Source organism: Arthrobacter sp. RIT-PI-e (genome assembly GCF_001187915.1).
Lineage (GTDB): Bacteria > Actinomycetota > Actinomycetes > Actinomycetales > Micrococcaceae > Arthrobacter_D.
Genome location: NZ_LGIU01000091.1, coordinates 49,002 through 75,392, shown reverse-complemented (window position 1 = coordinate 75,392; position 26,391 = coordinate 49,002). Strand labels below are relative to the sequence as shown.

26 protein-coding genes are annotated in these 26,391 nt (G+C 68.4%); 16 read left to right on the top strand and 10 right to left on the bottom strand.

All coding sequences use genetic code 11. The features are described 5' to 3' along the window. Positions 1 to 114 precede the first annotated feature (114 nt). The 3 genes from AC792_RS13365 to AC792_RS13355 form a co-directional block, all read right to left on the bottom strand. Complete coding sequence (locus AC792_RS13365) at positions 115 to 1,083, bottom strand: helix-turn-helix domain-containing protein (protein ID WP_049830997.1); 969 nt, start codon at positions 1,081 to 1,083, stop codon at positions 115 to 117. Positions 1,084 to 1,314: 231 nt separating this feature from the next. Beyond that, entirely contained in the window at positions 1,315 to 2,058 is a 744-nt protein-coding gene (locus AC792_RS13360) for an IclR family transcriptional regulator (RefSeq protein ID WP_049830996.1), read from the bottom strand. 1 nt (position 2,059) lies between these two features. Next, entirely contained in the window at positions 2,060 to 3,979 is a 1,920-nt protein-coding gene (locus AC792_RS13355) for an FAD-binding monooxygenase (RefSeq protein WP_049830995.1), read from the bottom strand. 217 nt (positions 3,980 to 4,196) lie between these two features. Between AC792_RS13355 and AC792_RS13350 the strand changes: the two genes are divergently transcribed. The 8 genes from AC792_RS13350 to AC792_RS13315 all read left to right on the top strand — a co-directional run bounded on the left by AC792_RS13350 (position 4,197) and on the right by AC792_RS13315 (position 13,057). Continuing rightward, positions 4,197 to 5,663, top strand: coding sequence for a fumarylacetoacetate hydrolase family protein (locus AC792_RS13350; protein WP_049830994.1), 1,467 nt, complete (start codon positions 4,197 to 4,199; stop codon positions 5,661 to 5,663). After that, positions 5,656 to 6,327 (top strand): GntR family transcriptional regulator, encoded by a 672-nt coding sequence (locus AC792_RS13345; RefSeq protein ID WP_049830993.1) that lies wholly within the window; start codon positions 5,656 to 5,658, stop codon positions 6,325 to 6,327. Before AC792_RS13350 ends, AC792_RS13345 begins: the two co-directional genes overlap by 8 nt. 10 nt (positions 6,328 to 6,337) lie before the next feature. Continuing rightward, positions 6,338 to 7,879 (top strand): 5-carboxymethyl-2-hydroxymuconate semialdehyde dehydrogenase, encoded by a 1,542-nt coding sequence (hpaE, locus tag AC792_RS13340; RefSeq protein WP_049830992.1) that lies wholly within the window; start codon positions 6,338 to 6,340, stop codon positions 7,877 to 7,879. 45 nt (positions 7,880 to 7,924) lie between these two features. Then, on the top strand, positions 7,925 to 8,998 hold the full coding sequence (gene hpaD, locus AC792_RS13335) for a 3,4-dihydroxyphenylacetate 2,3-dioxygenase (RefSeq protein ID WP_049830991.1): 1,074 nt from the start codon (positions 7,925 to 7,927) through the stop codon (positions 8,996 to 8,998). A 91-nt stretch (positions 8,999 to 9,089) separates the two neighbouring features. Next, positions 9,090 to 9,875 (top strand): 2-oxo-hept-4-ene-1,7-dioate hydratase, encoded by a 786-nt coding sequence (hpaH, locus tag AC792_RS13330; protein WP_049830990.1) that lies wholly within the window; start codon positions 9,090 to 9,092, stop codon positions 9,873 to 9,875. Between the two features lie 50 nt (positions 9,876 to 9,925). Beyond that, the gene (locus AC792_RS13325; protein ID WP_049831053.1) at positions 9,926 to 10,666 is read left to right on the top strand and encodes an HpcH/HpaI aldolase family protein; all 741 of its coding nucleotides are present in this window, start codon (positions 9,926 to 9,928) and stop codon (positions 10,664 to 10,666) included. A gap of 29 nt (positions 10,667 to 10,695) precedes the next feature. Next, positions 10,696 to 12,186 (top strand): NAD-dependent succinate-semialdehyde dehydrogenase, encoded by a 1,491-nt coding sequence (locus AC792_RS13320; protein ID WP_049830989.1) that lies wholly within the window; start codon positions 10,696 to 10,698, stop codon positions 12,184 to 12,186. A gap of 142 nt (positions 12,187 to 12,328) precedes the next feature. Continuing rightward, positions 12,329 to 13,057 carry a nuclease-related domain-containing protein gene (locus AC792_RS13315; RefSeq protein WP_049830988.1) on the top strand — a complete coding sequence of 243 codons (729 nt, stop codon included), beginning with the start codon at positions 12,329 to 12,331 and terminating at the stop codon, positions 13,055 to 13,057. Between the two features lie 88 nt (positions 13,058 to 13,145). Here the strand turns inward: AC792_RS13315 and AC792_RS13310 are convergent, their stop codons facing one another. Further along, positions 13,146 to 13,982, bottom strand: coding sequence for a polysaccharide deacetylase family protein (locus AC792_RS13310; RefSeq protein ID WP_082177744.1), 837 nt, complete (start codon positions 13,980 to 13,982; stop codon positions 13,146 to 13,148). Between the two features lie 263 nt (positions 13,983 to 14,245). Here AC792_RS13310 and AC792_RS13305 point away from each other — a divergent pair, with 263 nt between their 5' ends. Then, positions 14,246 to 14,818, top strand: a complete 573-nt coding sequence (locus AC792_RS13305; protein ID WP_049830987.1) for an MOSC domain-containing protein — start codon at positions 14,246 to 14,248, stop codon at positions 14,816 to 14,818. A gap of 45 nt (positions 14,819 to 14,863) precedes the next feature. On the opposite strand, the gene AC792_RS13300 is transcribed toward AC792_RS13305, so the two are convergent. Beyond that, positions 14,864 to 15,328 carry a VOC family protein gene (locus tag AC792_RS13300; RefSeq protein ID WP_049830986.1) on the bottom strand — a complete coding sequence of 155 codons (465 nt, stop codon included), beginning with the start codon at positions 15,326 to 15,328 and terminating at the stop codon, positions 14,864 to 14,866. A 92-nt stretch (positions 15,329 to 15,420) separates the two neighbouring features. Here AC792_RS13300 and AC792_RS13295 point away from each other — a divergent pair, with 92 nt between their 5' ends. Together AC792_RS13295 and AC792_RS13290 are read left to right on the top strand one after the other, a co-directional pair. Then, the gene (locus tag AC792_RS13295) at positions 15,421 to 15,876 is read left to right on the top strand and encodes a DUF3054 domain-containing protein (protein ID WP_082177743.1); all 456 of its coding nucleotides are present in this window, start codon (positions 15,421 to 15,423) and stop codon (positions 15,874 to 15,876) included. Then, positions 15,873 to 16,154 (top strand): Lrp/AsnC family transcriptional regulator, encoded by a 282-nt coding sequence (locus AC792_RS13290; RefSeq protein ID WP_049830985.1) that lies wholly within the window; start codon positions 15,873 to 15,875, stop codon positions 16,152 to 16,154. The genes AC792_RS13295 and AC792_RS13290 overlap by 4 nt, the downstream gene beginning before the upstream one ends. A 36-nt stretch (positions 16,155 to 16,190) precedes the next feature. On the opposite strand, the gene trpD is transcribed toward AC792_RS13290, so the two are convergent. Then, positions 16,191 to 17,252 carry an anthranilate phosphoribosyltransferase gene (gene trpD, locus AC792_RS13285; protein WP_049830984.1) on the bottom strand — a complete coding sequence of 354 codons (1,062 nt, stop codon included), beginning with the start codon at positions 17,250 to 17,252 and terminating at the stop codon, positions 16,191 to 16,193. A 148-nt stretch (positions 17,253 to 17,400) separates the two neighbouring features. Between trpD and ctaE the strand changes: the two genes are divergently transcribed. The 5 genes from ctaE (at position 17,401) to AC792_RS13260 (ending at position 22,421) form a co-directional block, all read left to right on the top strand. Then, positions 17,401 to 18,039 (top strand): aa3-type cytochrome oxidase subunit III, encoded by a 639-nt coding sequence (ctaE, locus tag AC792_RS13280; protein WP_082177742.1) that lies wholly within the window; start codon positions 17,401 to 17,403, stop codon positions 18,037 to 18,039. Positions 18,040 to 18,125: 86 nt separating this feature from the next. Next, a complete protein-coding gene (qcrC, locus tag AC792_RS13275; protein ID WP_049830983.1) occupies positions 18,126 to 18,917 on the top strand; it encodes a cytochrome bc1 complex diheme cytochrome c subunit in 792 nt (263 codons plus the stop codon). Positions 18,918 to 18,993: 76 nt separating this feature from the next. After that, on the top strand, positions 18,994 to 20,016 hold the full coding sequence (qcrA, locus tag AC792_RS13270) for a cytochrome bc1 complex Rieske iron-sulfur subunit (RefSeq protein WP_049830982.1): 1,023 nt from the start codon (positions 18,994 to 18,996) through the stop codon (positions 20,014 to 20,016). 2 nt (positions 20,017 to 20,018) lie between these two features. Further along, on the top strand, positions 20,019 to 21,704 hold the full coding sequence (gene qcrB, locus AC792_RS13265; protein ID WP_049830981.1) for a cytochrome bc1 complex cytochrome b subunit: 1,686 nt from the start codon (positions 20,019 to 20,021) through the stop codon (positions 21,702 to 21,704). Between the two features lie 105 nt (positions 21,705 to 21,809). Further along, positions 21,810 to 22,421 (top strand): phosphatase PAP2 family protein, encoded by a 612-nt coding sequence (locus AC792_RS13260; RefSeq protein WP_160317648.1) that lies wholly within the window; start codon positions 21,810 to 21,812, stop codon positions 22,419 to 22,421. Positions 22,422 to 22,697: 276 nt separating this feature from the next. Here the strand turns inward: AC792_RS13260 and AC792_RS13255 are convergent, their stop codons facing one another. The 4 genes from AC792_RS13255 to AC792_RS13240 all read right to left on the bottom strand — a co-directional run bounded on the left by AC792_RS13255 (position 22,698) and on the right by AC792_RS13240 (position 26,250). After that, complete coding sequence (locus tag AC792_RS13255) at positions 22,698 to 23,099, bottom strand: cytochrome c oxidase subunit 4 (RefSeq protein ID WP_049830979.1); 402 nt, start codon at positions 23,097 to 23,099, stop codon at positions 22,698 to 22,700. Beyond that, positions 23,096 to 24,826 carry an aa3-type cytochrome oxidase subunit I gene (gene ctaD / locus AC792_RS13250; protein WP_049830978.1) on the bottom strand — a complete coding sequence of 577 codons (1,731 nt, stop codon included), beginning with the start codon at positions 24,824 to 24,826 and terminating at the stop codon, positions 23,096 to 23,098. Before ctaD ends, AC792_RS13255 begins: the two co-directional genes overlap by 4 nt. Beyond that, positions 24,826 to 25,698 carry an aa3-type cytochrome oxidase subunit II gene (gene ctaC, locus AC792_RS13245; RefSeq protein ID WP_049830977.1) on the bottom strand — a complete coding sequence of 291 codons (873 nt, stop codon included), beginning with the start codon at positions 25,696 to 25,698 and terminating at the stop codon, positions 24,826 to 24,828. The genes ctaD and ctaC overlap by 1 nt, the downstream gene beginning before the upstream one ends. A 171-nt stretch (positions 25,699 to 25,869) precedes the next feature. Next, positions 25,870 to 26,250, bottom strand: a complete 381-nt coding sequence (locus tag AC792_RS13240) for a HesB/IscA family protein (protein WP_049830976.1) — start codon at positions 26,248 to 26,250, stop codon at positions 25,870 to 25,872. Positions 26,251 to 26,391 lie beyond the last annotated feature (141 nt).

The following is a 26,391-nucleotide window of genomic DNA, read 5'->3' as shown; positions in this document are numbered from 1 at the left end:
CGCAGCCGCAGGTCACCGGCCGGGCGGGGCGATCCCTCCGCCCGGCCGGCCGACGACGCGACGCCGAACGGTGCACCCCCGGGCTCCGCCGGGGACGCGGACGGCGGAGAGGTCTCAGCCCGACGAGGCCTGCGACCGGACCTGCGACGGGGTCACCCCGTACGCAGTCCGGAAGATCCGGGAGAAGTGCGCTCCGTCGGTGAAACCCCACCGGGCGGCAAGCCGCGCCACCGGCATCCGGGCGCTCACCGGGTCCTCCAGCGCCCGGCGACAGCGCTCCAGCCTGCGGGTGCGGATCCACGCCGACACCGTGGTTCCCTCGTCGTGGAAGACCTGGTGCAGACGTCGCACCGACAGGTAGTGGGCCTGCGCGATCATCGCCGGATTCAGGTCAGGATCCGCCAGGTGGGCCTCGATGTAGTCGTGGACCCTCGCGCGCAACCGCTCCTTCTCGTCCGAGGAGACCAGGGCCTGCCCGTCGAGTTCGCGGTTCAACGACGTCGTCAGCAGGTCCAACGCCGTGTTCCCCATCCGCTGCCCGGTCATCCCCGTCAGTTCCTGCAGGTTCTCGGCCAACGAGGACAGGAAGGAACCCACCATGCGGTGGACCGGTTGCTCGGGACCGAGCCGGTGCGCCCGCAGCTGGCTGACCGCGTTCGGTGGCAGGTCCAACGCCCCGTGATCGAACATCAGGACCAGGACCCGCGAGGTGTCGGGGAACTCCAGCCGGTAGGGTGCGGAGGTGTCGTAGAGGACCATGTCCCCCGCACCGAGGTGCGCGCGGTTGCCGTCCTGCTCCACCGTCGCGCGCCCATCCAGCTGCACGCCGACCTTGTACCTGCCGGTCCCTGCGTCCCCGGCGACGATCGGGCCGCGCTCCACGACATGGGGGCTGAAGCGCAGGTGCGCGATGCTGACCTTCCCGGCCGCCCGCGTCAGCATCCCACCGCGGAAACTGGCCGCCGACGTCGTCGTGCAGGTCAGTGGCACGAACGAACGCGAGGACAGTCGCGACCACTCCTCGATGGATTCCGTCAGGTCCGGGCCGTCCGTCGTCTCGACGGGATCCTGTGAAGTCGGCACCGCTGCTCCTTCCCTGCCTCGCGCGGCATGGCACGGCATACCGGGTGGCACCATTTTCGCACCGTTGCGACCGTCCTGCCGTCCGGGCCCGTCACCACCGACGATCAGGGCACGGCCACGGAGACGAACGCCCTGGTCGCACGTCGGCCCGCGCCCACGGGCGGGGCCCGGCGGAGGCCGTCGCGCGGATGCCGACGGCCGGGACGCCGGTGCGCACCGGGGCGACACCGTTCAGTGCAGCTGCCGCTCGATGGCGTGCGCGGCGCGGACGACCTCCGCACCGATGGGCCCCGTGGGCCGGTCGTCGTTGAGGTAGACGACGGCCAGGGCGGCCGGCGGACGCCCCGGTACGTGGACGGCGGCGGCCACGGAACTCACCCCCGGGATGACCTCGTCGGAACTGGAGGCGTACCCGTTCCGGGCGGCCAGCCGGGATTCCTCCCGGTAGGGCTCGTCCGCCGAGAGCCGTGCCCACTCGTGCTCGCCCAGCGCCGCCTGGATTGCCATGCCCGGCGCCCCGGCACCGAAGGAGTGCCGGGATCCGGGACGCTGCACCAGCGTGCCCTCGCCGTGCGGTGGTTCGACCGCCATCAGCGTCACGCACTCGCGCCGGTCCCACACGGCGATGAACGCCGTCATCTGCAACGACGCCGCGAGGACGGTCAGCTCCGGTCGTGCGACGGACTGCAGGTCCCGTGCCACCCCGCGGGCGAGACCGGCCAGTCCCGGTCCCGGATGGAAGCATCCGGCCGTGTCGCGCTGCACGAGGCCGTGGTCCTCCAGGGTCCGCAGGATCCGGTAGGCGATCGAGCGGTGCACCTCGAGCGCTCCTGCCACCTCGGAGATCGACATGGCCCGGGAGGACGCGGCGAGGACCTCGAGGGCACGGATCCCGCGGGAGAGCGTCTGGCTCTGCGGCGCGGTCCTCGTCGGCACCGGGTCCGGGGGGCTGGTCGCGACGGTCACACGGTTCATCCTAGGAGACCGGCTCCGCGGCGTGGGCCGGCGCGTGGACCCCTGCGAAGAACTGCTCGAGGTCTCCCGTGGCGTCCAGGGGCAGCACGGCGGCGACGTACTGGTCCGGGCGGACCACGACGACGACCCCGGAGCGGTCGAGGCCGCGGAGGTCGAAGATGTCGTCGGTCGGGTCGGCGGCGAAGACCTTCTCGTAGTCGGTGAGCCCGAAGGGCCCGACCGCCGGTGTGAAGATCCTCGGCACCCCGCTGATGTCCACCTGGGCGTGGTCCTGCTGGTAGACGACCTTCACGTCGAACCAGGCGTCGACGTCGGCGCCCTGCGGGGTGGCCGCCAGGGGTGAGCCGGGAGCCGTGGTGATCCAGTCGGCGAAACGCGCCAACCTCGCCGGCACACCACCCGGGGCACCCTCTGTCGTGCCGTCGGCGAAGACGTAGATGCGCCAGCGGCCGTCGGCGTCGGCCTGGTGTCCGAGGTGCAGCGGGACGCCGTCGCAGACGCGGACCACGGGGGCGGACTTGAAACGCTTGCCGATCGGGAAGCCCGTCGCGAGGTCCTGGTGCATGGGGCCGGCGACGAGCACGGAGGGCTGGTACTGCGTCATGAAGCCGGCCGGGAACTCCGCGGTGCGCACGTAGAAGTCCTCGAGCTCGGAGGGGTCCTCGAACTCCTCGGGGCGCTTGGCCATGAGCGTGGACCACTGCTTGTCGAAGTCGATGAGGTTCCTCGCCACGACCTGCCGCTCGGCCGAGTACGTCGCGAGCAGGCTCTCCGGGCTGCGGCCCTCCAGGACGTGCCCGAGTTTCCAGGCGAGGTTGAAACCGTCCTGCATGGACACGTTCATGCCCTGGCCGGCTTTCGCGCTGTGGGTGTGGCAGGCGTCCCCGGTGATGAACACCCGCGGGGTGCGGGTACCGATCTGCTCGGGCAGCACGTCGTCGAAGCGATCGGTGAGCCGGTGCCCCACCTCGTAGACACTGTGCCAGGGCACGTCACGAACGTCCAGGGTGTAGGGGCTGAGGATGGCATTGGCCCTGGCGACGATCTGCTCGATGGTGGTGGCCCGCACGGCCCCGTCGTCCTCCGGGTCCGTCTCACCGAGATCGACGTACATGCGGAACAGGTGCCCGCCCTCACGGGGGATGAGCAGGATGCTCCCACCATTGCCGGACTGGATCGCGCACTTGAGCCGGATGTCCGGGAAGTCGGTGACCGCCAGGACGTCCATGACACCCCAGGCGTGGTTGGCCTTGTCCCCGGCCAACGTGCAGCCGATGGCCTGGCGTACCTTGCTGCGGGCCCCGTCGGCGCCCACCACGTACTTGGCGCGCACCACTCGTTCCTTGCCCCGGAGCTGCCCCGCCGTCCCGGTGAACGTCACCGTCACCGGGTACTCGGCGGCGTCGTCCACCTCCAGGCCGGAGAACTCGTACCCGTAGTCGGGCTCCATCCGCGTGGGCGAGTTCTTCATGAACTCCGCGAAGTAGTCCAGCACCCGGGCCTGGTTGACGATCAGGTGCGGGAACTCGCTGATGCCCGTGGGATCGTCCTCGACCCTGGCGGTCCGCACGATGCGTGAGGAATCCTCGCCGTCGGGCTTCCAGAACGCCATCTCGGCGATCCTGTAGGCCTCATCGGTGATCCGCTGGGCGAACCCGAACGCCTGGAAGGTCTCCACGCTGCGCGCCTGGATGCCGTCGGCCTGACCGATGGCCAGCCTCTGCGGTCGACGTTCCACGAGGCGCGTCGTGATGCCGGGGAACTGCGAGAGCTGGGCGGCGGTGATCATGCCGGCCGGCCCGGTGCCGACGATCAGCACGTCGACCTCGTCGGGCAGGCTCTCCGGACGGCCCACCCCGACCCCGGCTACGGGACGGAGACGCGGCTCACCGGAGACATAACCGTGGTGGTGGAATTGCACGGGCTTTCCTCACTTCATCGTGGTGTGGACCGCTATCTGTTCTATATGCGAACGACGAGTTCCACTGTTGCACTCGAATCGTACGTCCCACCTGTGACGGGGGCAACAGTTCCGCACCGGTGGCACCGTCCGGGGACGAGCTGTTGACGGGGCCCGGATCACCTCCTACAGTTCGTATACGATTTAGTATTTGATCGGATTCCCAAAGGAGCGGACCATGCAGGACGTGATACAGGATGTGCTGGGTGCGGCGGGCAAGGTCATCGCCGTGCACATCAACTACCCCAGCCGGGCCGCGCAGCGCGGCCGCACCCCCGACCAGCCGTCCTACTTCCTCAAGCCGTCGTCCTCGCTGGCCCTGACGGGGTCGGTCGTCGAACGTCCCGCGGGGTGTGAGCTGCTCGCGTTCGAGGGGGAGATCGCGCTGGTCATCGGGTCCCCTGCGCGCCGGGTGCGCGTGGACGACGCCTGGAAGCATGTCGCCTGGGTGACGGCAGGCAACGACCTCGGGGTCTACGACCTCCGCCACGCCGACAAGGGCTCCAACCTCCGCTCGAAGGGCGGGGACGGCTTCACCCCCGTGGGACCAGGACTGCTCCCGGCCGACGACGTCGATCCTGCGGCACTGCGTCTGCGCACCTGGCACAACGGCGTCCTCGTCCAGGACGACACCACCGCGGACCTGCTCTTCCCCTTCGCGCGGCTCGTCGCCGACCTCTCCCAGCTGCTGACCCTCGAACCCGGGGACATCATCCTCACCGGCACCCCGGCAGGGGCGTCGGTCGCCGTCCCCGGCGACACCGTCGACGTCGAGGTCACCACCGTCGACGGACGGCTGACCACCGGACGCCTGAGCACCACGGCCACCGAGGGTACGACGCCGCTGGAGGACTTCGGTGCCCGCCCGAGGACGGACGACGTCCAGCGCGAGGAGGCCTTCGGCTCCCGCGAAGCGGCAGGGTTGCCGGCCCCCACCCCGGTCCTCACCGTCGAACTGCGGAACGCCCTGGAATCCGTGGCGACCGCCACCCTGTCCTCCCTGCTGCGCAAGCGCGGCCTCGACAACGTCAGCATCGACGGCCTGCACACCACCCGCCCCGACCGGCGCGTCGTGGGTCTGGCCCGCACCCTGCGGTACGTGCCGAACCGCGAGGACCTCTTCGAGTCCCACGGCGGCGGGTACAACGCCCAGAAGCGGGCGATCGACTCCGTCAACGAAGGAGAGATCCTCGTCATGGAGGCCCGCGGCGAGAAGGGCACCGGGACCATCGGGGACATCCTCGCCCTGCGCGCCCAGGTCCGGGGCGCCGCGGCGATCATCACCGACGGCGGCGTCCGCGACTTCGCCCTGGTCTCGGCCATGGACATCCCCACCTACTACGCGAACCCGCACCCGGCAGTCCTCGGCCGACGGCACATCCCCTGGGACACCGATGTCACCATCGCCTGCGGCGGGACCACGGTCCAGCCCGGGGACATCATCGTCGCCGACTCCGACGGCATCCTCGTCATCCCGCCCCACCTGGCACAGGAGCTCGCGGAGGACGCCCTGACCCAGGAACGCGAGGAGGAGTTCATCGCCGAGATGGTCCAGCAGGGCCACGGCGTGGACGGCCTCTACCCCATGAACGCGCGCTGGCGCTCACGCTACGAGGCACGGACGGCCGGGGCCTCCGATGACTGAGGCGGAAACCGTCACGGGCAGCAAGTCCGAACGTGCCTACATCTCGCTCAAGGGACAGATCGCGGACGGCACGTACTCGCCCGGGTACCGCCTGGTGCTCTCGAAGATCGCCGAGGACCTCGGCGTCAGCGTCGTCCCGGTCCGCGAAGCCATCCGCAGGCTCGAGGCCGAGGGGCTGGTGAGTTTCCAGCGCAACGTCGGCGCCACCGTCGCCGGCATCGACCCCACCGAGTACCTCTACACCATGCAGACGCTGAGCATCATCGAGGGCGCCGCCACGGCGCTGTCCAGCCCCCTGATCGGGCCGGAGGACATCATCCGGGCCCGCGCGATCAACGCACAGATGCGCGAGTGCCTCCAGCACTTCGACCCCGTCCGCTTCACCCGGCTCAACCAGGACTTCCACAACGTCCTGTACGAGAACTGCCCCAACCCCCACATCCTGGACCTGGTGCACCGCGGGTGGGCCCGCCTGGCCTCGGTACGTTCCTCGACCTTCCGGTTCGTGCCCGGCCGCGCCCGCGAGTCCGTCGAGGAGCACGAGGAACTCCTGCACCTCATCGAGTCCCGGGCCGACGCCGACGAGGTGGAGCGCGCAGCACGCCTGCACCGCAGTGCCACCCTCGACGCCTATCTCGCCCACACCGGCACCGACCACAGTTAGGACCCACATCATGACCCGTTCCGCGGAGACCACCATCGTGCACCACATCCCCGAGCAGCTGCCCAGCCACCTCCAGCACTACATCGCGGGGAGGTTCGTCGACTCGATCAACGGGGCCACCTTCGACGTCCTGGACCCGGTGTCGAACGAGAACTACGCCACCGCGGCCGCCGGGCAGAAGGAGGACGTCGAGGCCGCCGTCGCCGCCGCCCGTGAAGCCTTCACCACGGGTCCCTGGCCGCGGATGAAGCCCCGCGAGCGCGCCCGTGTGCTGAACCGGATCGCCGACGCCGTCGAGGCCCAGGAGTCGCGCCTGGCCGAGCTCGAGACCTTCGACACCGGTCTGCCGATCACCCAGGCCAAGGGTCAGGCGCTGCGTGCGGCGGAGAACTTCCGCTTCTTCGCGGACCTGATCGTGGCCCAGTTCGACGACGCCATGAAGGTCCCCGGCTCCCAGATCAACTACGTGAACCGCAAGCCCATCGGCGTCGCCGGGCTGATCACGCCGTGGAACACCCCCTTCATGCTGGAGTCCTGGAAGCTCGCGCCCGCCCTGGCCACGGGCAACACGGTGGTGCTCAAACCGGCCGAGTTCACCCCCCTGTCAGCCTCGCTCTGGGCGCAGATCTTCAAGGACGCCGGTCTGCCCGACGGCGTGTTCAACCTCGTCAACGGTCTCGGCGAGGAGGCCGGGGACGCCCTGGTGAAACACCCCGACGTGCCGCTGATCTCCTTCACCGGCGAGACGACCACCGGTCAGACGATCTTCCGCAACGCCGCAGCCAACCTCAAGGGCCTGTCCATGGAGCTCGGCGGGAAGTCGCCCTGCGTCGTGTTCGCCGACGCCGACGTCGACGCCGCCATCGACTCGGCCCTGTTCGGGGTGTTCTCCCTCAACGGCGAGCGCTGCACCGCGGGCTCCCGCATCCTCGTGGAGCGCGGGGTGTACGAGGAGTTCTGCGAGAAGTACGCGGCCCGCGCGAGGACCATCGTGGTGGGGGACCCGCACGATCCCGCCACCGAGGTCGGGGCCCTGGTGCATCCCGAGCACTTCGAGAAGGTGGCCTCCTACGTGGAGATCGGCAAGTCCGAGGGCCGCCTGCTCGCCGGCGGCGGCCGCCCGGAGAACCTCCCGCACGGCAACTACATCGCCCCCACGGTCTTCGCGGACGTCTCCCCCGAGGCGCGAATCTTCCAGGAGGAGATCTTCGGCCCCGTGGTGGCCATCACGCCCTTCGACAGCGACGAGGAGGCCCTCGCCCTGGCGAACAACACGCGCTACGGCCTCGCCGCCTACATCTGGACGCAGGACCTGACCCGGGCGCACACCTTCGCACAGGACGTCGAGGCCGGCATGGTGTGGCTCAACAGCCACAACGTCCGCGACCTGCGCACCCCCTTCGGCGGCGTCAAGGCCTCCGGCCTCGGCCACGAGGGCGGATACCGGTCCATCGACTTCTACACGGACCAGCAGGCCGTGCACATCACCCTCGGCACCGTGCACACGCCGAAGTTCGGTGCCGTCGCCGACTCCGCGGTCGGCGAAGGCTAGACCCGACGCACCTCCATCCCTCCCCCTCGAAGAAGAGAGAGCCCCATGACCGATCTCATCCCCACCCCGTCCCTGCCCGCACCGGACATCGTGCGCTGCGCCTACATGGACATCGTGGTCACCGACCTCGCGCGCTCCCGGCAGTTCTACGTCGACGTCCTCGGCCTGCACGTCACCGAGGAGGACGACGAGGCGATCTACCTCCGTTCCTTCGAGGAGTTCATCCACCACAACCTCGTGCTCCGCAAGGGCCCGGTCGCCGCCGTCGCCGCGTTCGCCTACCGGGTGAGGTCCCCCGCGGAGGTCGATGCCGCCGAGGCGTACTACAAGGAACTGGGATGCCGCACCGAACGCCGCCGCGACGGCTTCACCAGGGGCGTCGGCGACTCGATCCGCGTCGAGGACCCGCTCGGCTTCCCCTACGAGTTCTTCCACGACGTCGAGCACGTCGAACGCCTCACCCAGCGCTACGACCTCTACTCCGCCGGGGAACTCGTCCGCCTGGACCACTTCAACCAGGTCACCCCCGACGTCCCCCGCGGACGGAAGTACCTCGAGGATCTCGGCTTCCGGGTCTCCGAGGACATCAAGGACTCCGACGGCGTCACCTACGCGGCGTGGATGCACCGCAAGCAGACCGTCCACGACACCGCGCTGACCGGCGGCGACGGCCCCCGCATGCACCACGTTGCCTTCGCGACCCACGAGAAGCACAACATCATCCAGATCTGCGACAAGATGGGCGCCCTGCGCATCAGCGACCGGATCGAGCGCGGGCCCGGACGGCACGGCGTCTCCAACGCGTTCTACCTCTACATCCTCGACCCGGACGACCACCGCATCGAGATCTACACCCAGGACTACTACACCGGGGACCCCGACAACCCGACCGTCACCTGGGACGTCCACGACAACCAGCGCCGTGACTGGTGGGGCAACGCCGTCGTCCCGTCCTGGTACACCGAGGCCTCCCTCGTCCTGGACCTGGACGGGAATCCCCAGCCCGTGGTCGAACGCGAGCAGAAGAGCGAGCTGGCCGTCACCATCGGCGCCGACGGTTTCTCGTACACCCGGCAGGACGGCGAGGACAAGGGCTTCAAGGTCGGCTCGCAGCTCTGAAGCTCCCCTCGGTGTCGGTCCCGCTCGGCGCGGGACCGGCGCCGAGATCCCCTGAGTCACCCGAATCCCCTGAACACGTGAGGAGTACGTGATGCTCGACCCCGCGACCATCGAGGCGATCGCCGATGAACTGCTGGAGGCCGGCCGGAGCCGGGTTCCCGTCCCGCTGCTGACCGCGCGCTACCCGGGCATGGCGGTGGAGGACTCCTACGCCGTGCAGCGGTTGTGGCGGCAGCGCAACGAGGACGCCGGCCGGACGCTGGTGGGACGGAAGATCGGTCTCACCTCCCGCGCCATGCAGGCGGCCACCGGCATCACCGAGCCGGACTACGGCGCCATCTTCGACGACATGGTCCTCGAGACCGGGTGCTCCGTGGAGTGGGAGCGCTACACGCACCCGAGGGTGGAGGTGGAACTCGCGTTCGTGCTGAAGGAGGACCTCGCAGGTCCGGGCTGCTCGCTCTTCGACGTGCTGAACGCCACGGACTACGTGGTGCCGGCGCTGGAGATCCTGGACTCCCGCATCGAGATGGAGGGGCGCACCATCGTGGACACCATCTCCGACAACGCCGCCATGGGCGCCATGGTGATCGGCGGCAGACCCGTGCGCCCCGACGCCGTGGACCTGCGCTGGGTCTCCGCGATCCTCTACAGGAACCAGGTGGTCGAGGAGACCGGCGTCGCCGCCGGGGTGCTCGACCACCCCGCCGCCGGCGTGCACTGGCTCGCCAACAAGATCGCCCCCCACGGGGACACCCTGAAGGCCGGCGACATCATCCTCGCCGGGTCCTTCACCCGCCCCATGTGGGTCTCCGCCGGGGACACCGTGCACGCCGACTACGGACCCCTGGGAGCAGTGACGTGCCACTTCCGCTAGCACCCTCCTTCGCCGTCGCGCTGACGGAGGCGGAGCGCCCCCTGGCCGGCATGTGGGTCTGCTCCGGCAGCCCGCTGATCGCCGAGATCTGCGCCGGAGCCGGACTGGACTGGCTGCTCGTCGACGCCGAGCACAGCCCCAACGGGCTCGAATCGATCCTCGCGCAGCTCCAGGCCGTCCACGGGTACCCCGTGCGGACTCTGGTCCGGCCACCCGCCAACGACACCGTGCTCATCAAGCAGTACCTCGACCTCGGGGTGCAGAATCTCCTGATCCCGATGGTCAACACCGTCGACGACGCGCGGGCCGCCGTCGCCGCCACCCGCTACCCGCCCGAGGGGGTCCGCGGTGTGGGTTCCGCCCTGGCGCGCGCCGCCCGCTGGAACCGGGTTCCGGGCTATCTCGGATCCGCTGCGTCGACGATCAGCGTCACCGTGCAGATCGAGTCCACCGCAGCCGTCGACGCGGTGGAGGCGATCCTCGCGGTCGACGGCGTCGACGCGATCTTCGTCGGACCCTCCGACCTCGCCGCGTCCATGGGACTGCTCGGACAACAGGAGCACCCCGAGGTCCGAGCAGCCGTGGAACGCTGCCTCGCAGCCGCGCAGCGCACCGGCAAACCTGCCGGCGTCAACGCCTTCGACCCCGGCACCGCGCGGTCCTATCTGGACGCCGGCGCCCGGTTCATCCTGGTCGGGGCCGACGTCGCCCTGCTCGCCCGCGGGTCCGAGGCCCTGGCCGCGAACTTCGTCCCCCCTGCCGACGGCAGCGCCCCTCCCGCCGGCTACTGACTTCAGCCATCGATCGAAGGAGATCACCCATGACAGCACCAGCCTCCACCGCAGCCCGCGAATCCGGGCTCCTCGCCACCGTTCCCACCGGTGTGCTGATCGACGGCCGGTGGCGGAACGCCTCCGACGGCGGCACGTTCGACGTCCACGACCCGGCGACCGGCGCAACACTCGCCACCCTCGCCTCGGCCACCGGCGACGACGCCCTTGCAGCGCTCGATGCCGCCTCCGCGGCGCAGTCCTCCTGGGCACGGACCGCTCCCCGGGAACGGGCCGAGATCCTGCGGCGGGCCTTCGACCTGGTCACCGGACGCGCCGAGGACTTCGCACTGCTCATGACCCTGGAGATGGGCAAACCCCTGGCGGAGGCCCGCGGTGAGGTGAAGTACGGCGCCGAGTTCCTGCGCTGGTTCTCCGAGGAGACCGTCCGCGACTACGGCCGCTACCTCACCGCACCCGAGGGCACCACCAGGATCCTCGTCCAGCACAAACCGGTGGGACCCTGCCTGCTGATCCCCCCCTGGACCTTCCCGCCCGCCATGGCCCCCCGCAAGGTGGCACCCGCCGTCGCCGCCGGGTGCACCATGGTCCTCAAGCCCGCGAAGCTGACCCCGCTGACGGCCCACCTCTTCGCGCAGACCATGCTCGAGGCCGGTCTGCCGGCCGGCGTCCTGCCCGTGGGGTCCCCCGCCAGTGCCGCCGGGGTCTCGCGGCCCCTGCTGGCGGTCCCCCGCCTGCGGAAACTCTCCTTCACCGGGTCCACGCCCGTCGGCAAGCAGTTGATGGCCGACGCCGCACAGAACGTGCTGCGCACCTCGATGGAACTCGGTGGCAACGCGCCCTTCGTCGTCTTCGAGGACGCCGACCTGGACGCGGCGGTCGACGGAGCCGTGGCCGCGAAGATGCGGAACATGGGCGAGGCGTGCACCGCCGCGAACCGGTTCCTCGTCCACCAGGGCGTCGCCGAGGAGTTCACCGCGAAGTTCGCCGCCGTGATGGGTGCGCTCTCGACCGGACGTGGCACCGAACCGTCCACCCAGGTGGGACCGCTGATCGACGCCGGCGCCCGCGACGACGTCCATGCCCTCGTCGGTGCGGCGGTGGCCGCCGGAGCCGTCGCCGTCACCGGTGGGGCACCGGTGGAGGGCCCTGGGTACTTCTACCGGCCCACCGTCCTCGGCAACGTGCCCAACGACGCCGCGATCCTCCGCGAGGAGATCTTCGGGCCGGTGGCCCCCGTCACCACCTTCACCACGGAGGACGAGGCCATCGCCCTGGCCAACGCCACCGAGTACGGGCTGGCCTCCTACCTGTACAGCCGTGACCTGAACCGGTTGCTGCGCGTCGCCGAGCAGATCGAGTTCGGCATGGTCGGCTTCAACACCGGTGTCATCTCCAATGCCGCCGCACCCTTCGGTGGTGTGAAGCACTCGGGTCTCGGCCGCGAGGGCGGAGCCGAGGGCATCGCCGAGTACACCACCACCCAGTACATCGGCATCAGCGACCCTTACACCGCCTGACCGGGGCACTGTCGACCTGCACCGTCGACCTGCACCGCTGCACGTCGGACGCCCGGTGACGGGACCCGAGGATACGATCGAGGACATCGACCCGGAGCAGACGTACCGTGTTCCCACTGGGCACCGGGAGGGCGGAGGATGCATGAGGCTGGTCCCACCCGCCGAGGACGTCGACGTCCGGAGCCACGCCGAACGCAGGGTCGCCGGGCTCCTCACCGCGGTCTGCTCCGACGACGGTGTCGCCTACCATTCGGTCCGTCTTCCCCGCCGCCCCGGGCAGGCGGTGGGGGAGGCCGACTTCGTGGTCCTGTGGAAGGGCACGATCCTCGTCCTGGAGGTCAAGGGGGGCCGGATCGGACGGTCCGGGAAAGGCCCCTGGTACTCCACGGACCGGCAGGGCAACCGGCATGCGCTGCGACGCAGCCCCTGGGTGCAGGCCCGGGACACCGCCCATGCGCTCCTGGACATCCTCGCGCACCCGTCAGCCGGCAGCCGGTGGCCGTTCGCCTACGCCGTGGTGACCCCGGACCAGGACCTGATCGCGGATCGCGAAGGGGTTCCGCACCAACACATCGGGTCGGAGCGGATGACTCCGGCAGGGATGGAGTGCTCTCTGGACGCCCTGGCCCGCCTGGCCCGTACCCCACCGGACGACGTCGACCACGCCCGCCGTCCCCACCTGCGTCCGCTGCGGGCCCTTCCGGTGGTCCTCACCGACCTGCGCCGCGACATCGACACCCTGTGCCCCCGCGCGGACGCCGGGGTGCTCGTCGACCGCACCCCGGCGGTCAGCGGGGAACGGGCCGGTGCACATGACGCCCACCAGGCCGATCCCCGACGGTTCCGTCGTCGACGCAGCCGCCGAGGATGAAGTACGGAACCTCCCGGGTCGTGGATCGCGGTCGGACCCGTCATCTGTTTCCCGCGGCGTGCCGCGAAAGGTCGACGGCCCGGGACTCTCAGGCCCGGAAGAGGTCGTCGAGGGTGATGGTCGTCAGTGCACGGTCGGTCAGGAGCTGATGGAGGTGGGGAAAGACCCGTGTGACGGGGAGGAAGTTCAGGTGCCCGATGACGATGTGGGCGGGCTGGAACCACCGGTGGGCGAGATCGATGATCTCCTGATCGGTGCGGAGACCCGAATCGGCCAGGGAGCCGTACCACATGACGGGGCAGGTGTATCCGATCGAAGCGGCTGCTGCGTCGGTCCGTCCATCCCGGTAGCCGTAGGGGGGCCGGTAGTAAGGGCGGGGGTCGATGCCGTAGGTGGAGACGATGAAATCGTGGTTGCGCTGCAGCTCGTCGACGATGCCGGCGTCGTCGAGACCGGTGAGGTCGGCGTGGGACCAGGTGTGATTGCCCAGCTGGATCTGCCCCGAGGCGACCAGGGGTTGGAGCAGGCGCGCATGCTGTGACCACGCCGGGTAGGAGCCGTTGAGGAAGAACGTCAGCCGTGTGCCGGTCGTCCGGGCGAAGTCGATGTACAGGCGGACGACCTCGGCGTCGGACCCGTCGTCGACCGTCCAGGCGAGGACGGGTTCCGCCGTGGGCAGCCCCGTGATCACACCGGCCGGTAATGGCATCTTCGTGACCACGGGCGGAAGCGGCGACGGGACCGGAACCGGTGGCGCTGCCGGCGACGGAGCCGCGGACGGCACGGCCGACGGCGACGACGGCGGCGCCAGTGCGCTCGTCGTGGGTGCGCTCGTCGTGGGCGCGGACGACGGCGTCGTGCAGGCGGTGAGAGCGATGCTCGTACCGCTGACGAGGAGTGTGCTGATGAAGGTCCGGCGATCCACTCCGCCATCCTGTCCTCCGCGGGGCAGCGGCACCGATCACGACACGCCCTGGGCTGCGCCGCCGTCCTATATGCTGCAGTTCCTGTTCTCGGCGGCTGCGGCCCTCGAGAGCATCACGAACCGATCGGACCCCTCCGGTTCCCTGAACAGCATCCATCCGTCCGTCCATCCTGGGGTCTCCACCCCGCATCGACCTGCAGGATGCGCCGACTGCCCCGGTGCCCGGTGTCCGGCGAGGCGTGGTGAGCCGATACCGTGGGGGCATGATGTCCGAGCACCGGTACGACGTCGAGATCCTGCACCTCCTCGTCTCCCCCGCCCACGCCTATTTCGGACGGGCGCGGGACGGCGTCGCGGACGTCGTCACCACAGATGCCGGTCACGTGGACGTGGTGGACGGCAAGGGGATCGTGGGAGACCGCTTCTTCGGGAAGGCGGCGCACATGGACGCGGCCGTGACGCTGTTCGCCGTCGAGGCCCGGGAGGCGATTGCCGGGGAGCTCGGCGCGGAGCCCTGCGCCCCGCTGCCCCCCCGCCGCAACGTGGTGCTGCGCGGTGCCGAGCTCACGCCCCTGATCGGGCACGACTTCTCGATCGAGTCGGCGGGTGGCCGGGTGGACCTCCACGGCGGACGCCACGCCCACCCGTGCGCCTGGATGGACCGCGTGCTCGCCCCAGGCGCGCATAAGGCGATGCGTGGCCGCGGAGGCCTGCGCTGCCGGCCGCTGAGCAGCGGCACGCTCCGCCGCGGGCCGGCCGTGCTCGTGAGCCCGGTGCCCCTCGATGCCGCACGGGCAGCCATGGCCTCGGTCCTCCGACCCTCGAGGCTGCCCTGACCGGAGGTCGGATCCGTCCCCGTGGTCCCGCCCCGTACTGCGCGGTCAGGCGCCCAGGTAGGCCGCCTCCAGGGCCGCGATGTCCAGCTTCTGCATGGTCAGCATCGCGGCGACGGCACGTTGCGCCCCCTTGGCGTCGGGTCCTCCGATGAGCGACGGGAGAGCCGACGGGACGATCTGCCAGGACACCCCGAAGCGGTCCTTCAACCACCCGCACCGCCCTGCCTCGCCGCCGTCGGTCAGGGCGTCCCAGTGCCGGTCCACCTCCTCCTGGCCCCCGCAGGGGATCTGGAACGAGACGGCTTCGGTGAAGGAGTACAGCGGTCCGCCGTTCAGTCCCACGAAGGGCTGTCCGTCGAGCTCGAAGGACACCGCCAGAGCAGGATCGTCCTCCGACGGGCCCGCACGGGACACCTGGACGATGCGCGAGTTGCGCACCACGAAGGTGTAGAGGATCGCGGCCTCCTCCGCCCGGCCGTCGAACCAGAGACACGGCGTGATCGATCCCACGGCAACCGTCCTTCGTCCCAGCCGCGGGTGCGCGGTCCGTGGCTCGAACCTAGTCCAGGGTGCGGTCCGCGACAACCAGTAGGGTGTCCCCCATGCCCCGCAGCGACACCTCCCGCCCGTCCTCGCCGTACCCCGGACGGTCGGGTGCGGTGCCCGGGTGGCATGTCGTCGACGTCGTCCTCATTCTCGTCTTCGCGGCGTCCGGGCGGCGGACGCACGAGCACGGGGTGAGCCTTCCCGGTGTGCTCGACACCGCGTGGCCGTTCCTCCTCGCCTATGCGCTCACGGCGCTCGCGGTGCGGGCCCGGCGCTCGCCGGCCGCGCCCCGGCCCACCGCCGTCGTCCTGTGGCTCGGGACCGTGGCCCTCGGACTGGGCCTGCGCGCGCTGTCCGGCGACGGCGTCGCCTTCAGCTTCCAGGTGGTCACCCTGCTGGTGCTCGGCATCTTCCTCCTCCTGCCGCGCGCCCTGGTCGGTGCCCTGCGACGCCGCCGCCAGCGCCGCGGTAGCGTGGTGGACGACCTCCCACGCTCGAAAGGCACGCCATGATCACCGCTTTCGTCCTCATCCAGACCGACGCATCGCGTATCCCCGAGAGTGCCCGGGCGATCTCCGAGATCGAGGGCATCAGCGAGGTCTACTCGGTCACAGGCGAGTGGGACCTGATCGCGATCGCCCGCGTGAGCCGTCACGAGGATCTCGCCGATGTGATCGCGGACCGCCTCTCCAAGGTGGAGGGGATCCGGTCGACGACGACGCAGATCGCCTTCCGCTCCTACTCGCAGCACGATCTCGACGCGGCCTTCTCCCTCGGCTTCGACAGCTGATCCCCTGCCGTCGGCGATCGCCGCGGAGCCGGGACGTCAGTAGGACCGGCTGACCTCCACCCAGCGGACGAGCGCACGCCCGGCCGCGCCGGAGTCGATCGACTCGCGCGCCCGGTCCATGGCGACGCGGATCCGCTCCGTGAGCGGGCCCTCCGCGCGCTCGTCCGACGCGACGAGGCCGGCGGCGGTGTTGAGGAGGACGGCGTCGCGCACCGGGCCCTCCTCCCCCGCCAGGACGGCGCGCACCACCGCCGCGTTGCCCTTCGCGTCCGTCCCGCGCAAGGCGTCGACCGACACCACGTCGAGACCGAAGTCGTCGGGGTGCACCTCGTGGACACCGACCAGCCCGTCCCGGACCTCCCAGACGGTCGACGATCCGCTGGTGGTCAGCTTGTCCCGCCCGTCCGATCCGCGGAACACCAGTGCCCGGACACCCCGTGCCGCCAGCACCCCGGCCATCAGCGGTGCCATCCGGGCATCCGCGCACCCGAGCGCCTGCGCCGAGACACCCGCAGGATTGCTCAGCGGACCGAGGAAGTTGAACGTCGTGGGCACGCCCAACTCACGGCGGGGCACGGCGACGTGCCGCATCGACGGGTGGAACACCTGCGCGAAGCAGAAGGTGATCCCCGCGCGCTCCGCTGTCCGGGCGACGTCAGCGGGAGCAAGGTCGAGCCGCACGCCCAGCTCCTCGATCACGTCCGCGGCGCCCGAGGCGGAGGAGGCGCCCCGATTGCCGTGCTTCACCACCTTGGCGCCGGCGCCGACCGCCACCAGCGAGGACATGGTGGAGATGTTCAGGGTGCCGAGGCCGTCGCCACCGGTCCCCACGATGTCCAGGGTGCTCCCCGTCACCCCGATCCGCTGCGCCCTGCCGAGCATGGCCTCGACCAGCCCCAGCAGTTCGTCGACCGATTCCCCCTTCGCGCGGGGGGCGATCAGGAAGCCCGCGCCCGGGGCAGGGCTGGCCTCGCCCGCCATGATCTCGTCCATGGCCCAGCGGCTCCGTGCGGCACTGAGGTCCTCTCCGCCCAGGAGGGACGCGAAGATCGTCGGCCAGGTGGGTTCGACCGCTGCGGGGCTCGTAGTTCGACTCACCGTCCAAGATTATCTACGAATCGTAGAAGATCCGTACCGGGTACTTCCGCGGAATGGCGGGCCTCCGACCACCGGTCCATGACGACGGGAACACGGGAACGCCGTTCCGCGTTGGTGATCGTGCTGATCATGGGGACATAATGAGTCCGTGACATCTGCGACCCAAGCCCCCAGCGCCGCTCCCCATCCTGCGCTCAACCGCCCCAACATGGTCTCCGTCGGGACCGTGGTGTGGCTGTCGAGCGAGCTGATGTTCTTCGCCGGCCTCTTTGCCATGTACTTCACGCTCCGCTCCACCTCCAGCGAGCTCTGGGCCATGGAGACGGAGAAGCTGAACGTGCCCTTCGCCCTCATCAACACCATCATCCTGGTGTCGAGTTCCTTCAGCTGCCAGTTCGGCGTCTTCGCGGCCGAACGCCTGCAGCCGCGACGCACCGGCGGACTTTTCGCCATGAGCCGCTGGGGCATGGTGGAGTGGTTCATCCTCACCTTCTTCATGGGCGCCATCTTCGTGTCCGTGCAGGCCTTCGAGTATGCGGAGCTCGTGGCCGAAGGGATCTCGCTCTCCTCGAACGCCTTCGGCTCGGCGTTCTACATGACCACTGGTTTCCACGGCATCCATGTGATAGGCGGGCTGGTCGCGTTCCTCCTCATCATCGGCCGGGCGTTCATCGCCCGCCAGTTCGGCCACTTCGAAGCCACCTCGGCCATCGTGACCTCCTACTACTGGCACTTCGTCGACGTGGTCTGGATCGGCCTGTTCATCATCATCTACTTCCTTCAGTGATCGCCTCCCGTAAACTCTTCTACTAGAGGTAGAATTCAATGAAGAACCCCCGCAGCTCTGGTACCACAAAAGGCAGGAAGCATCCCGTGAAGGCACTTTCCCAGAGGCGGCGTCACCCTCTAGCAGCGGTCGCACTGTTGCTGATGGCGCTCCTCGTCACCGGCGGAATCTACGCCGTGGCCAGTTCCGCGAACGAGGCGAAGGCACAGGCCGTCACCTTCACCGCGAACGACGTCGAGGAGGGCGGCAAGCTGTTCGCGGCCAACTGCGCCTCCTGCCACGGCATGGGTGCCACCGGCTCCGATGCAGCGCCGTCGCTGGTGGGTGCCGGTGCCGCCTCCGTCGACTTCCAGGTGGGATCCGGGCGCATGCCCATGCAGATGGACGGGCCCCAGGCGCAGGTGAAGCCGGTGCAGTTCACCGACGAGCAGGTCGGCCAGATGGCCGCGTACGTCGCTTCCCTCGGCGCCGGCCCGGCGATCCCCACCGACGAGATGGTCGATGCCTCCGAGGGTGACCCCGCCCACGGTGGCGAGCTGTTCCGGGTCAACTGCGCCATGTGCCACAACGCCGCCGCCGCCGGTGGGGCACTGACCCGTGGCAAGTACGCCCCCGCCATCGACGGCACCTCGGAGCGTCACATCTACGAGGCGATGGTCACGGGACCGCAGAACATGCCTGTCTTCAGCGACGCGAACATCACCCCCGAGGACAAGCAGGACATCATCGCGTTCCTCAAGACCATCGAGTCGCAGGGCTCCCCCGGCGGAGCCGCCCTCGGGTCGCTCGGCCCGGTGTCGGAGGGGCTGTTCATCTGGGTCGCCGGTCTCGGTGTGATCATCGCCTTCACCGTCTGGCTCACGTCGCGGTCCTCCTGACCATCCGCACACCTCCGGCGGACGAACTACCCGAAGAGCTTGAGAATGCAGCATCTAAAGAAGGATGAAAAAGATCATGGCCGACTCTAGAGAGGACGCTTCGCGGACCTCGGTCACCCTCGCCTCGCCGGGCCAGCAGCTCGACGAGTTCGAGAACCCGGGTCTTCCCCCGCACCGACCACGTCTGGCGGACCGGGACCCCCGTGCCGAGAAGCGCGCCGAACGACAGGTCGCGCTGCTGTTCACGATCTCCGTGATCGGCACCCTGCTCTTCTTCGTGGGGTACTTCTTCATCCCCCTGAACGACACCATCGCGCGTCTGCGGCTGCAGAACCTCACCCTCGGCCTCGGCACCGCCTTCGCGATGCTCGGCATCGGCGTGGGGATCGTGCACTGGGCGAAGACCCTCATGCCGGACCACGAGGTCACCGAGAGCCGCCACGAGATCCGTCCCGAGAACGACCGTCAGGACGCCGAGAAGATCGTCAACGACATTCTCGACGAGTCCGGTATCAAGCGCCGCCCGCTGATCCGCAACACCCTCCTGGGGGCCGTGGTGCTCGCACCTCTTCCCGCCATCGCGATCTTCCGCGATCTCGGGCCGCTGCCGGGCAACGTGCTCAAGGAGACGATGTGGGACGCAGGGGTGCGCCTCACCCGCGACCCGAGCGGCACGCCGATCCGCGCCTCGGACGTCACGAGGGGCTCCGCGTTCCACGTGATCCCCGAGGGACTCAACGAGGTCGAGAACAAGCTTGAGGAAAAGGCCAAGGCAGTCGTCCTGCTCATGCGCCTGGACCCCTCGGAACTCAACCCCTCTCCCGGTAGGGAGAACTGGGGCTACGACGGAATTGTCGCGTATTCCAAGATCTGCACGCACGTCGGCTGCCCGGTAGCACTGTATGAACAGCACACCCACCACCTGCTCTGCCCCTGCCACCAGTCGACCTTCGACCTGGAGCAGGAGTGCAAGGTGATCTTCGGCCCTGCTGCTCGCCCGCTGCCACAGCTACCCATCGAAGTCGACGACGAGGGCTATCTCGTCGCGTCAAGCGATTTCCAAGAACCCGTAGGACCTAGTTTCTGGGAGCGAGGCTGACCATGAGCAGTTCGACTGCGACGCAACCCTATGTGCCGAAGACGCGCGTGGGGAAGGTCACCGATTATGTGGATTCGCGTGTGGGCGGATCCGGGATCGTGAAGGAATTCGGCCGGAAGATCTTCCCCGACCACTGGACGTTCATGTTCGGCGAGGTGGCCCTCTACACCTTCGTCATCCTGCTCATCTCGGGAACGTTCCTCACCTTCTTCTACGACCCGTCCATGGCCGAGACGCACTACGAGGGCAGCTACCTGCCGCTGCGTGGGGTGGAGATGTCGGTGGCGTACGCGTCCTCGCTCGACATCTCGTTCGACATCCGCGGCGGCCTGTTCATGCGACAGGTGCACCACTGGTCGGCGCTCCTCTTCGTGGCGTCGGTCGCGGTGCACATGCTCCGCGTCTTCTTCACGGGCGCCTTCCGCCGCCCCCGCGAGTTCAACTGGGTGGTCGGATGCGTCCTGCTCATCCTGAGCCTCGCCGCAGGTTTCACCGGGTACTCGCTCCCCGACGACCTGCTCTCCGGCAACGGGCTGCGCATCATCGACGGGGTCATGAAGGCGATCCCGGTGGTCGGGACGTACCTGAGCTTCTTCCTGTTCGGTGGCGAGTTCCCCGGCACGGCGATCATCGGCCGACTGTACGTGCTGCACATCCTGCTCATCCCGGCAGTGATCCTGCTCATGATCGGCATCCACCTCTTCATGGTGGTGCTGCACAAGCACTCCCAGTTCCCTGGCCCGGGCCGGACGAACACCAACGTGGTCGGATACCCTGTCGGTCCGGTCTACGCCGCCAAGGCGGGCGGTTTCTTCTTCATCGTCTTCGGCGTGCTGGCCGCCATCTCCGCAGCCTTCACGATCAACCCGATCTGGAACTACGGACCGTACGACCCCTCCCCCGTCTCCGCGGGTACACAACCCGACTGGTACATCGGTTGGGTCGACGGCGCGCTGCGCCTGATGCCCGGCACGCTGGGGCCGAACTTCGACTTCGAGTTCATGATCCCCTTCCCCTGGGGTGACAACGCACTGTCCCTCAATGTCCTGTTCCCCGCACTCGTCCCGGCCACCATCATCTTCGCGCTGATGTTCACCTGGCCGTGGATCGAGGCCTGGATCACGAAGGACAAGCGTGAGCACCACCTGCTGGACCGTCCCCGGAACGCTCCCACCCGTACCGCCATCGGCGTGGCCGGTGTCGTGTTCTACTGCATCCAGTGGGCTGCTGCCAGCTCCGACCTGATCGCCACGCACTTCCTGGTGTCGCTCAACGACGTTCTCTACGTCCTGCGCTTCCTGGTGATCTTCGGACCGGTGATCGCCTTCATGGTGACCCGCCGGATCGCTCTCGCCCTGCAGCGGAAGGATCGGGAGATCGCACTCCACGGCCGCGAGACCGGTCGTATCGTGCGCCTTCCCCATGGTGAGTTCATCGAGGTCCACGAGCCGGTCGACGACTACAAGCTGTACAAGCTCGTGAGCTTCAACTCCCCCGAGGTATCTATCCCGCGGGCGGACGCGAACGGCAAGGTCGGTCTCGTGGACAAGGTCCACGGACGCGTGTCCCGCTTCTTCTTCGAGGACCGGGTGGCACCGGTGACCCCGAGGGAGCTCGAGGAGTCCCACCACGACCACCACGGTGAAGTCGCCGGTGCTCAGGACCGCGAGGCCATCACCAGCCGGTAGTTCGTGATTAACGAGAAACGATGAAGGGCCCGGACGTGTTCGTCCGGGCCCTTCATGCTGTGCCAGGTGAACCCACCCCACGTTCCCACCAGGAGAAAGCCCTCCGTGTCTCCCCCAGTGACCATCCGTCCCCACCGCCGGTGGAGCGCACCGCTCGCACGGGTCATCAGTGAGCTGTGCGCGCCGGCAGTCCTCGTGACCGTCTTCATCCTGATCGCCGCCCTCGGTGGCACTCGAGGGCCCGTGTCGGCCCTCCACGCAGGTACTGCCGTCGTCTTCACCACCCTTGTCCCACTCGGCGGGGTGCTCCTCCTGGTCCGACGCGGTGTGCTCGTCGATCATCATCTGAGTGACCGCGCACAGCGGGCACCGGTCCTGGCCGCCACCCTCGTGTCCATCTCGGTCGGGATCGTCCTGCTCGTCCTCCTCGACGCGCCCTGGCGCGTGACCGGTACGGTGCTCTGCACCGTGGCAGGTGTCGTCGTCGTCCTCGTGGTGAACCTGTGGTGGAAGCTCTCAGCCCACTCCGCGGTCGCCGCGTTCGTGACGGTGGGCTGCATCTCGCTCATCGGCCCCGGTGCATGGACGCTGACGGTGATGGCATTCGCGGTCGGCTGGTCCCGTGTGCGGCTCGGGGCCCACACACCGGCCCAGGTGGTGGCCGGCTACGCGGTGGGTACCCTCATCGGAAGTGGATTCGCGATCTTCATCCCGTGAACCCCGACCGGACGGCCTGACCACACCTCCGGAGGCGAGAAGCTTCCCGAACCGCTCCACGGCGCTGCAGACCCACGGGAAGGGGCCTACGGAGTCCGAATAACATCCTTCCGGGGCCCCGGGGTGCGCCGCGGGGTGGATGAAGCTCCTTCACCCCGCTGGAGGGCCGAGGAGGAGGCTCTCCCGGATCGGTGCCGACCATCCGTGGAACCGGTGCTCGCTCCTTAAAGCGGAAGAGCCCGCTCGAGGCGGGCTCTTCCTTTCCGATCGAGGACGCTAGTGTGCGTGATCTCCACGGCTGTACTCGTACACCCAGCCGACAAGGCCGATGACGGCCATACCCATCCCGATGTACAGGATCCAGAATCCGACCGCCATCCCGAGGAACGAGGTCGCCGCAGCTGCGGCCAGCATCAGCGGCCACCAGCTCCACGGGCTGAAGTGGCCCTGCTCCCCGGAGCCCTCGTGGATCTCGGCGTCGAGGCGGTCCTCGGGACGCTGACCGACCCGCTTCGCCGTGAACGCGAGGTAGAACCCGATCATGCCGGCGAGTCCACCCACCAGCAGGATCCCCAGGAAGCCCACCCATTCGTTCCACTCGTTGAGCCATCCGTAGACCAGAGCCACCGGCACGAAGATCGGTACTCCGATCAGGAAGAGATTCTTCTCGATCCTCATGACTTGGCATCCCCTCGGTCGGCCGCACCCATAGCAGCTCCGGCAACGTTGTCATCGGGTGTGTGCGTCTGCTGCAGCTCGGGGTGGTGCAGGTCGAGCGCGGGACGCTCCGAGCGGATCCTCGGCAGCGAGGTGAAGTTGTGGCGCGGGGGCGGGCACGAGGTGGCCCACTCCAGCGAGGCTCCGAAGCCCCAGGGGTCGTCCACCTCGACCTTCTTACCCGATCGCCAGGTGATGTACACGTTCCAGAAGAACGGGATCAGCGAGGCGCCGAGTACGAAGGAACCGACGGTGGAGAACTGGTTCATCAGCGTGAAGCCGTCCTCCGGGAGGTAGTCGGCGTAACGCCGGGGCATACCCTCGACGCCGAGCCAGTGCTGCACGAGGAAGGTGGCGTGGAAGCCGAGGAAGAGCATCCAGAAGTGGATCTTGCCCAGACGCTCGTTGAGCATCTTCCCGGTGAACTTGGGCCACCAGAAGTAGAAGCCGGCGAACATCGCGAACACCACGGTACCGAACACCACGTAGTGGAAGTGCGCCACCACGAAGTAGGTGTCCGAGACGTGGAAGTCCAGAGGCGGTGAGGCGAGGATGATGCCGGTCAGACCACCGAAGAGGAACGTGACGAGGAATCCGAGGCTCCAGAGCATCGGGGTCTCGAACGTCAGCGAGCCCCGCCAGAGCGTGCCGATCCAGTTGAAGAACTTCACCCCGGTCGGTACCGCGATCAGCATGGTCATGAAGGCGAAGAACGGCAGGAGCACCGCACCGGTGACGTACATGTGGTGTGCCCACACGGTCACCGACAGGGCGGCGATGGCGATCGTGGCGTAGACCAGACCCTTGTAGCCGAAGATCGGCTTGCGGCTGAAGACCGGGAAGATCTCCGAGACGATGCCGAAGAACGGCAGCGCGATGATGTACACCTCGGGGTGACCGAAGAACCAGAAGAGGTGCTGCCACAGGATGGCCCCACCGTTCTCGGGGTCGAAGATGTGTGCCCCGAACCGGCGGTCCGCACCGAGGGCGAACAGCGCCGCGGCGAGCGGGGGGAAGGCCATCAGGACGAGGATCGCGGTGATCAGGGTGTTCCAGGTGAAGATGGGCATGCGCCACATGGTCATTCCCGGGGCACGCATGCACACGATCGTGGTGATGAAGTTGACCGCACCGAGGATGGTCCCGAACCCGGACAGGGCGAGACCGAAGACCCACAGGTCCCCGCCGACGCCCGGGGAGAACGTGGTGCTCGACAGCGGGGCGTAGGCGAACCAGCCGAAGGATGCCGCACCCTGGGGGGTGATGAAGCCCGAGACGGCGATCGTGCTACCGAAGAGGAAGAACCAGAACGCGAGGGCGTTCAACCTCGGGAACGCCACGTCCGGGGCGCCGATCTGCAGCGGCATGATGATGTTGGCGAACCCGGCGAACAGCGGTGTGGCGAACATCAGGAGCATCACCGTGCCGTGCATGGTGAACAGCTGGTTGTACTGCTCCTTGGTCTGCAGGATCTGCATGCCGGGCTCGAAGAGCTCGGCGCGGATGATGAGCGCCATCACCCCGGCGAAGCAGAAGAAGATGAACGACGCGATCAGGTACATGTACCCGATCGTCTTGTGGTCGGTCGAGGTCAGCCAGCTGACCACGATCCGGCCCTTGGACCTGGGCACCACACGCGGGGCCGCGACGGTGCCGGCCTCCTCGAGGGTGTATTCGAAAGTTGACATCAGCTGCTGCTCCTGGCTGGGTCGGTATCGGGAACATCCGCCGGAGAGGAGTCGCGGCCGTAGTCGTCGCCGACCTGCCCGTCTTCCAGCAGGGCCATCTGGGCGTCGAACTCCTCCTGGGAGACCACCTCGACGTTGAAGAGCATCTCGGAGTGGTACTGACCGCACAACTCCGCGCACTTACCGGCGAAGACGCCCTCCTTGGTGGGAGTGAGGTTGATGTAGTTGGTGCGGCCGGGGTAGAGGTCGCGCTTCTGGAGGAATGCCGGTACGAAGAACGAGTGCTGCACGTCGCGCGAGTTGAGCTGCAGCTCGACGGACCGGTTGACCGGCAGGTACAGGGTGGGCAGACGCTCGGGGACGCCCTCCTCGCCGTTGAGGCTCACCTGGACACCGGTGGAGTACTTGTCCTCGTTGACGTAGTTGAAGTCCCAGGACCACTGCTTGCCCTGGACGTCGATGATCACGTCGGGGTTCTCCTGCCGGGCGTCGATCGTGGCGATGTCCCGCTCCGTGAAGTAGAAGAACACGAGGACCATGAACAGCGGGATCGTCAAGTAGAAGATCTCCAGCGGCAGGTTGTAGCTGAGCTGCCGCGGGTACCCGGTGTCGTTCTTCCGGCGGCGGTACGCCACCATGCACCAGATGATCAGACCCCAGGTGATGATCCCCACCACGAGCGCGGCGATCCAGGAGTTGACCCAGAGATCGGTGATGATCCCGGTGTGGTTCGTGTTGTCCCGGTCTGCCGGCAGCCACCCCTTCTGGGCTTCTGCCGAACAGCCGGTCAGTAGGAGGGCGCCGGCCAGCGAGAGGCTGGAGATCTTCGCGATCCTGACGCGCTTGCTACTGGTTCGGTCCTGCGAAATCACAGACGGACCTTCCTTCTCTACGTGCGTTGCCACCCGCCCATGAAGCTGCTCGGGGTGCACATCCAGTTTTACTACTCACTGTAGAGCTTACCGGCAAGACCCGCGATCCGGTGACACGAAAGAGGCCCGGAACACACTGTCCGCGTGGTGTTCCGGGCCTCGAGCGTCGTGCTAGTGGAAGGAGTCCCCGCAGGCGCACGATCCGCCCGCATTCGGGTTGTCGATGGTGAAGCCCTGCTTCGAGATGGTGTCCTCGAAGTCGATGGAGGCGCCCGACAGGTAGGGCACGCTCATCTTGTCCACGATGACCTCGACCCCGTCGAAGTCCCGTACGGCGTCACCGTCAAGGACCCGCTCGTCGAAGTACAGCTGGTAGATGAGTCCCGAGCAGCCGCCCGGCTGCACCGCCACCCTCAGGCGGAGATCCGTGCGCCCCTCCTGCTCGAGGAGGCTGCGCACCTTGCCTGCGGCGACGTCGGACAGCGCGACCTCGTGGATCGGCAGCTCCGTGGCCCCCTGCAGGGACTCGTTCTCGGTGGTCGAAGTGCTCATTGTGTCTCTCCTAGCTCGGACCCGTCGTCGCGTGCCCGCTCTCAGTGCCTGCCGCGGTGCGGGGCACATGGCCTCGTCCAAGCGTACGCCGGACCCGCACCTGGGATAACGGACGGGACGCCCAGAACATTTCCTCCCGTG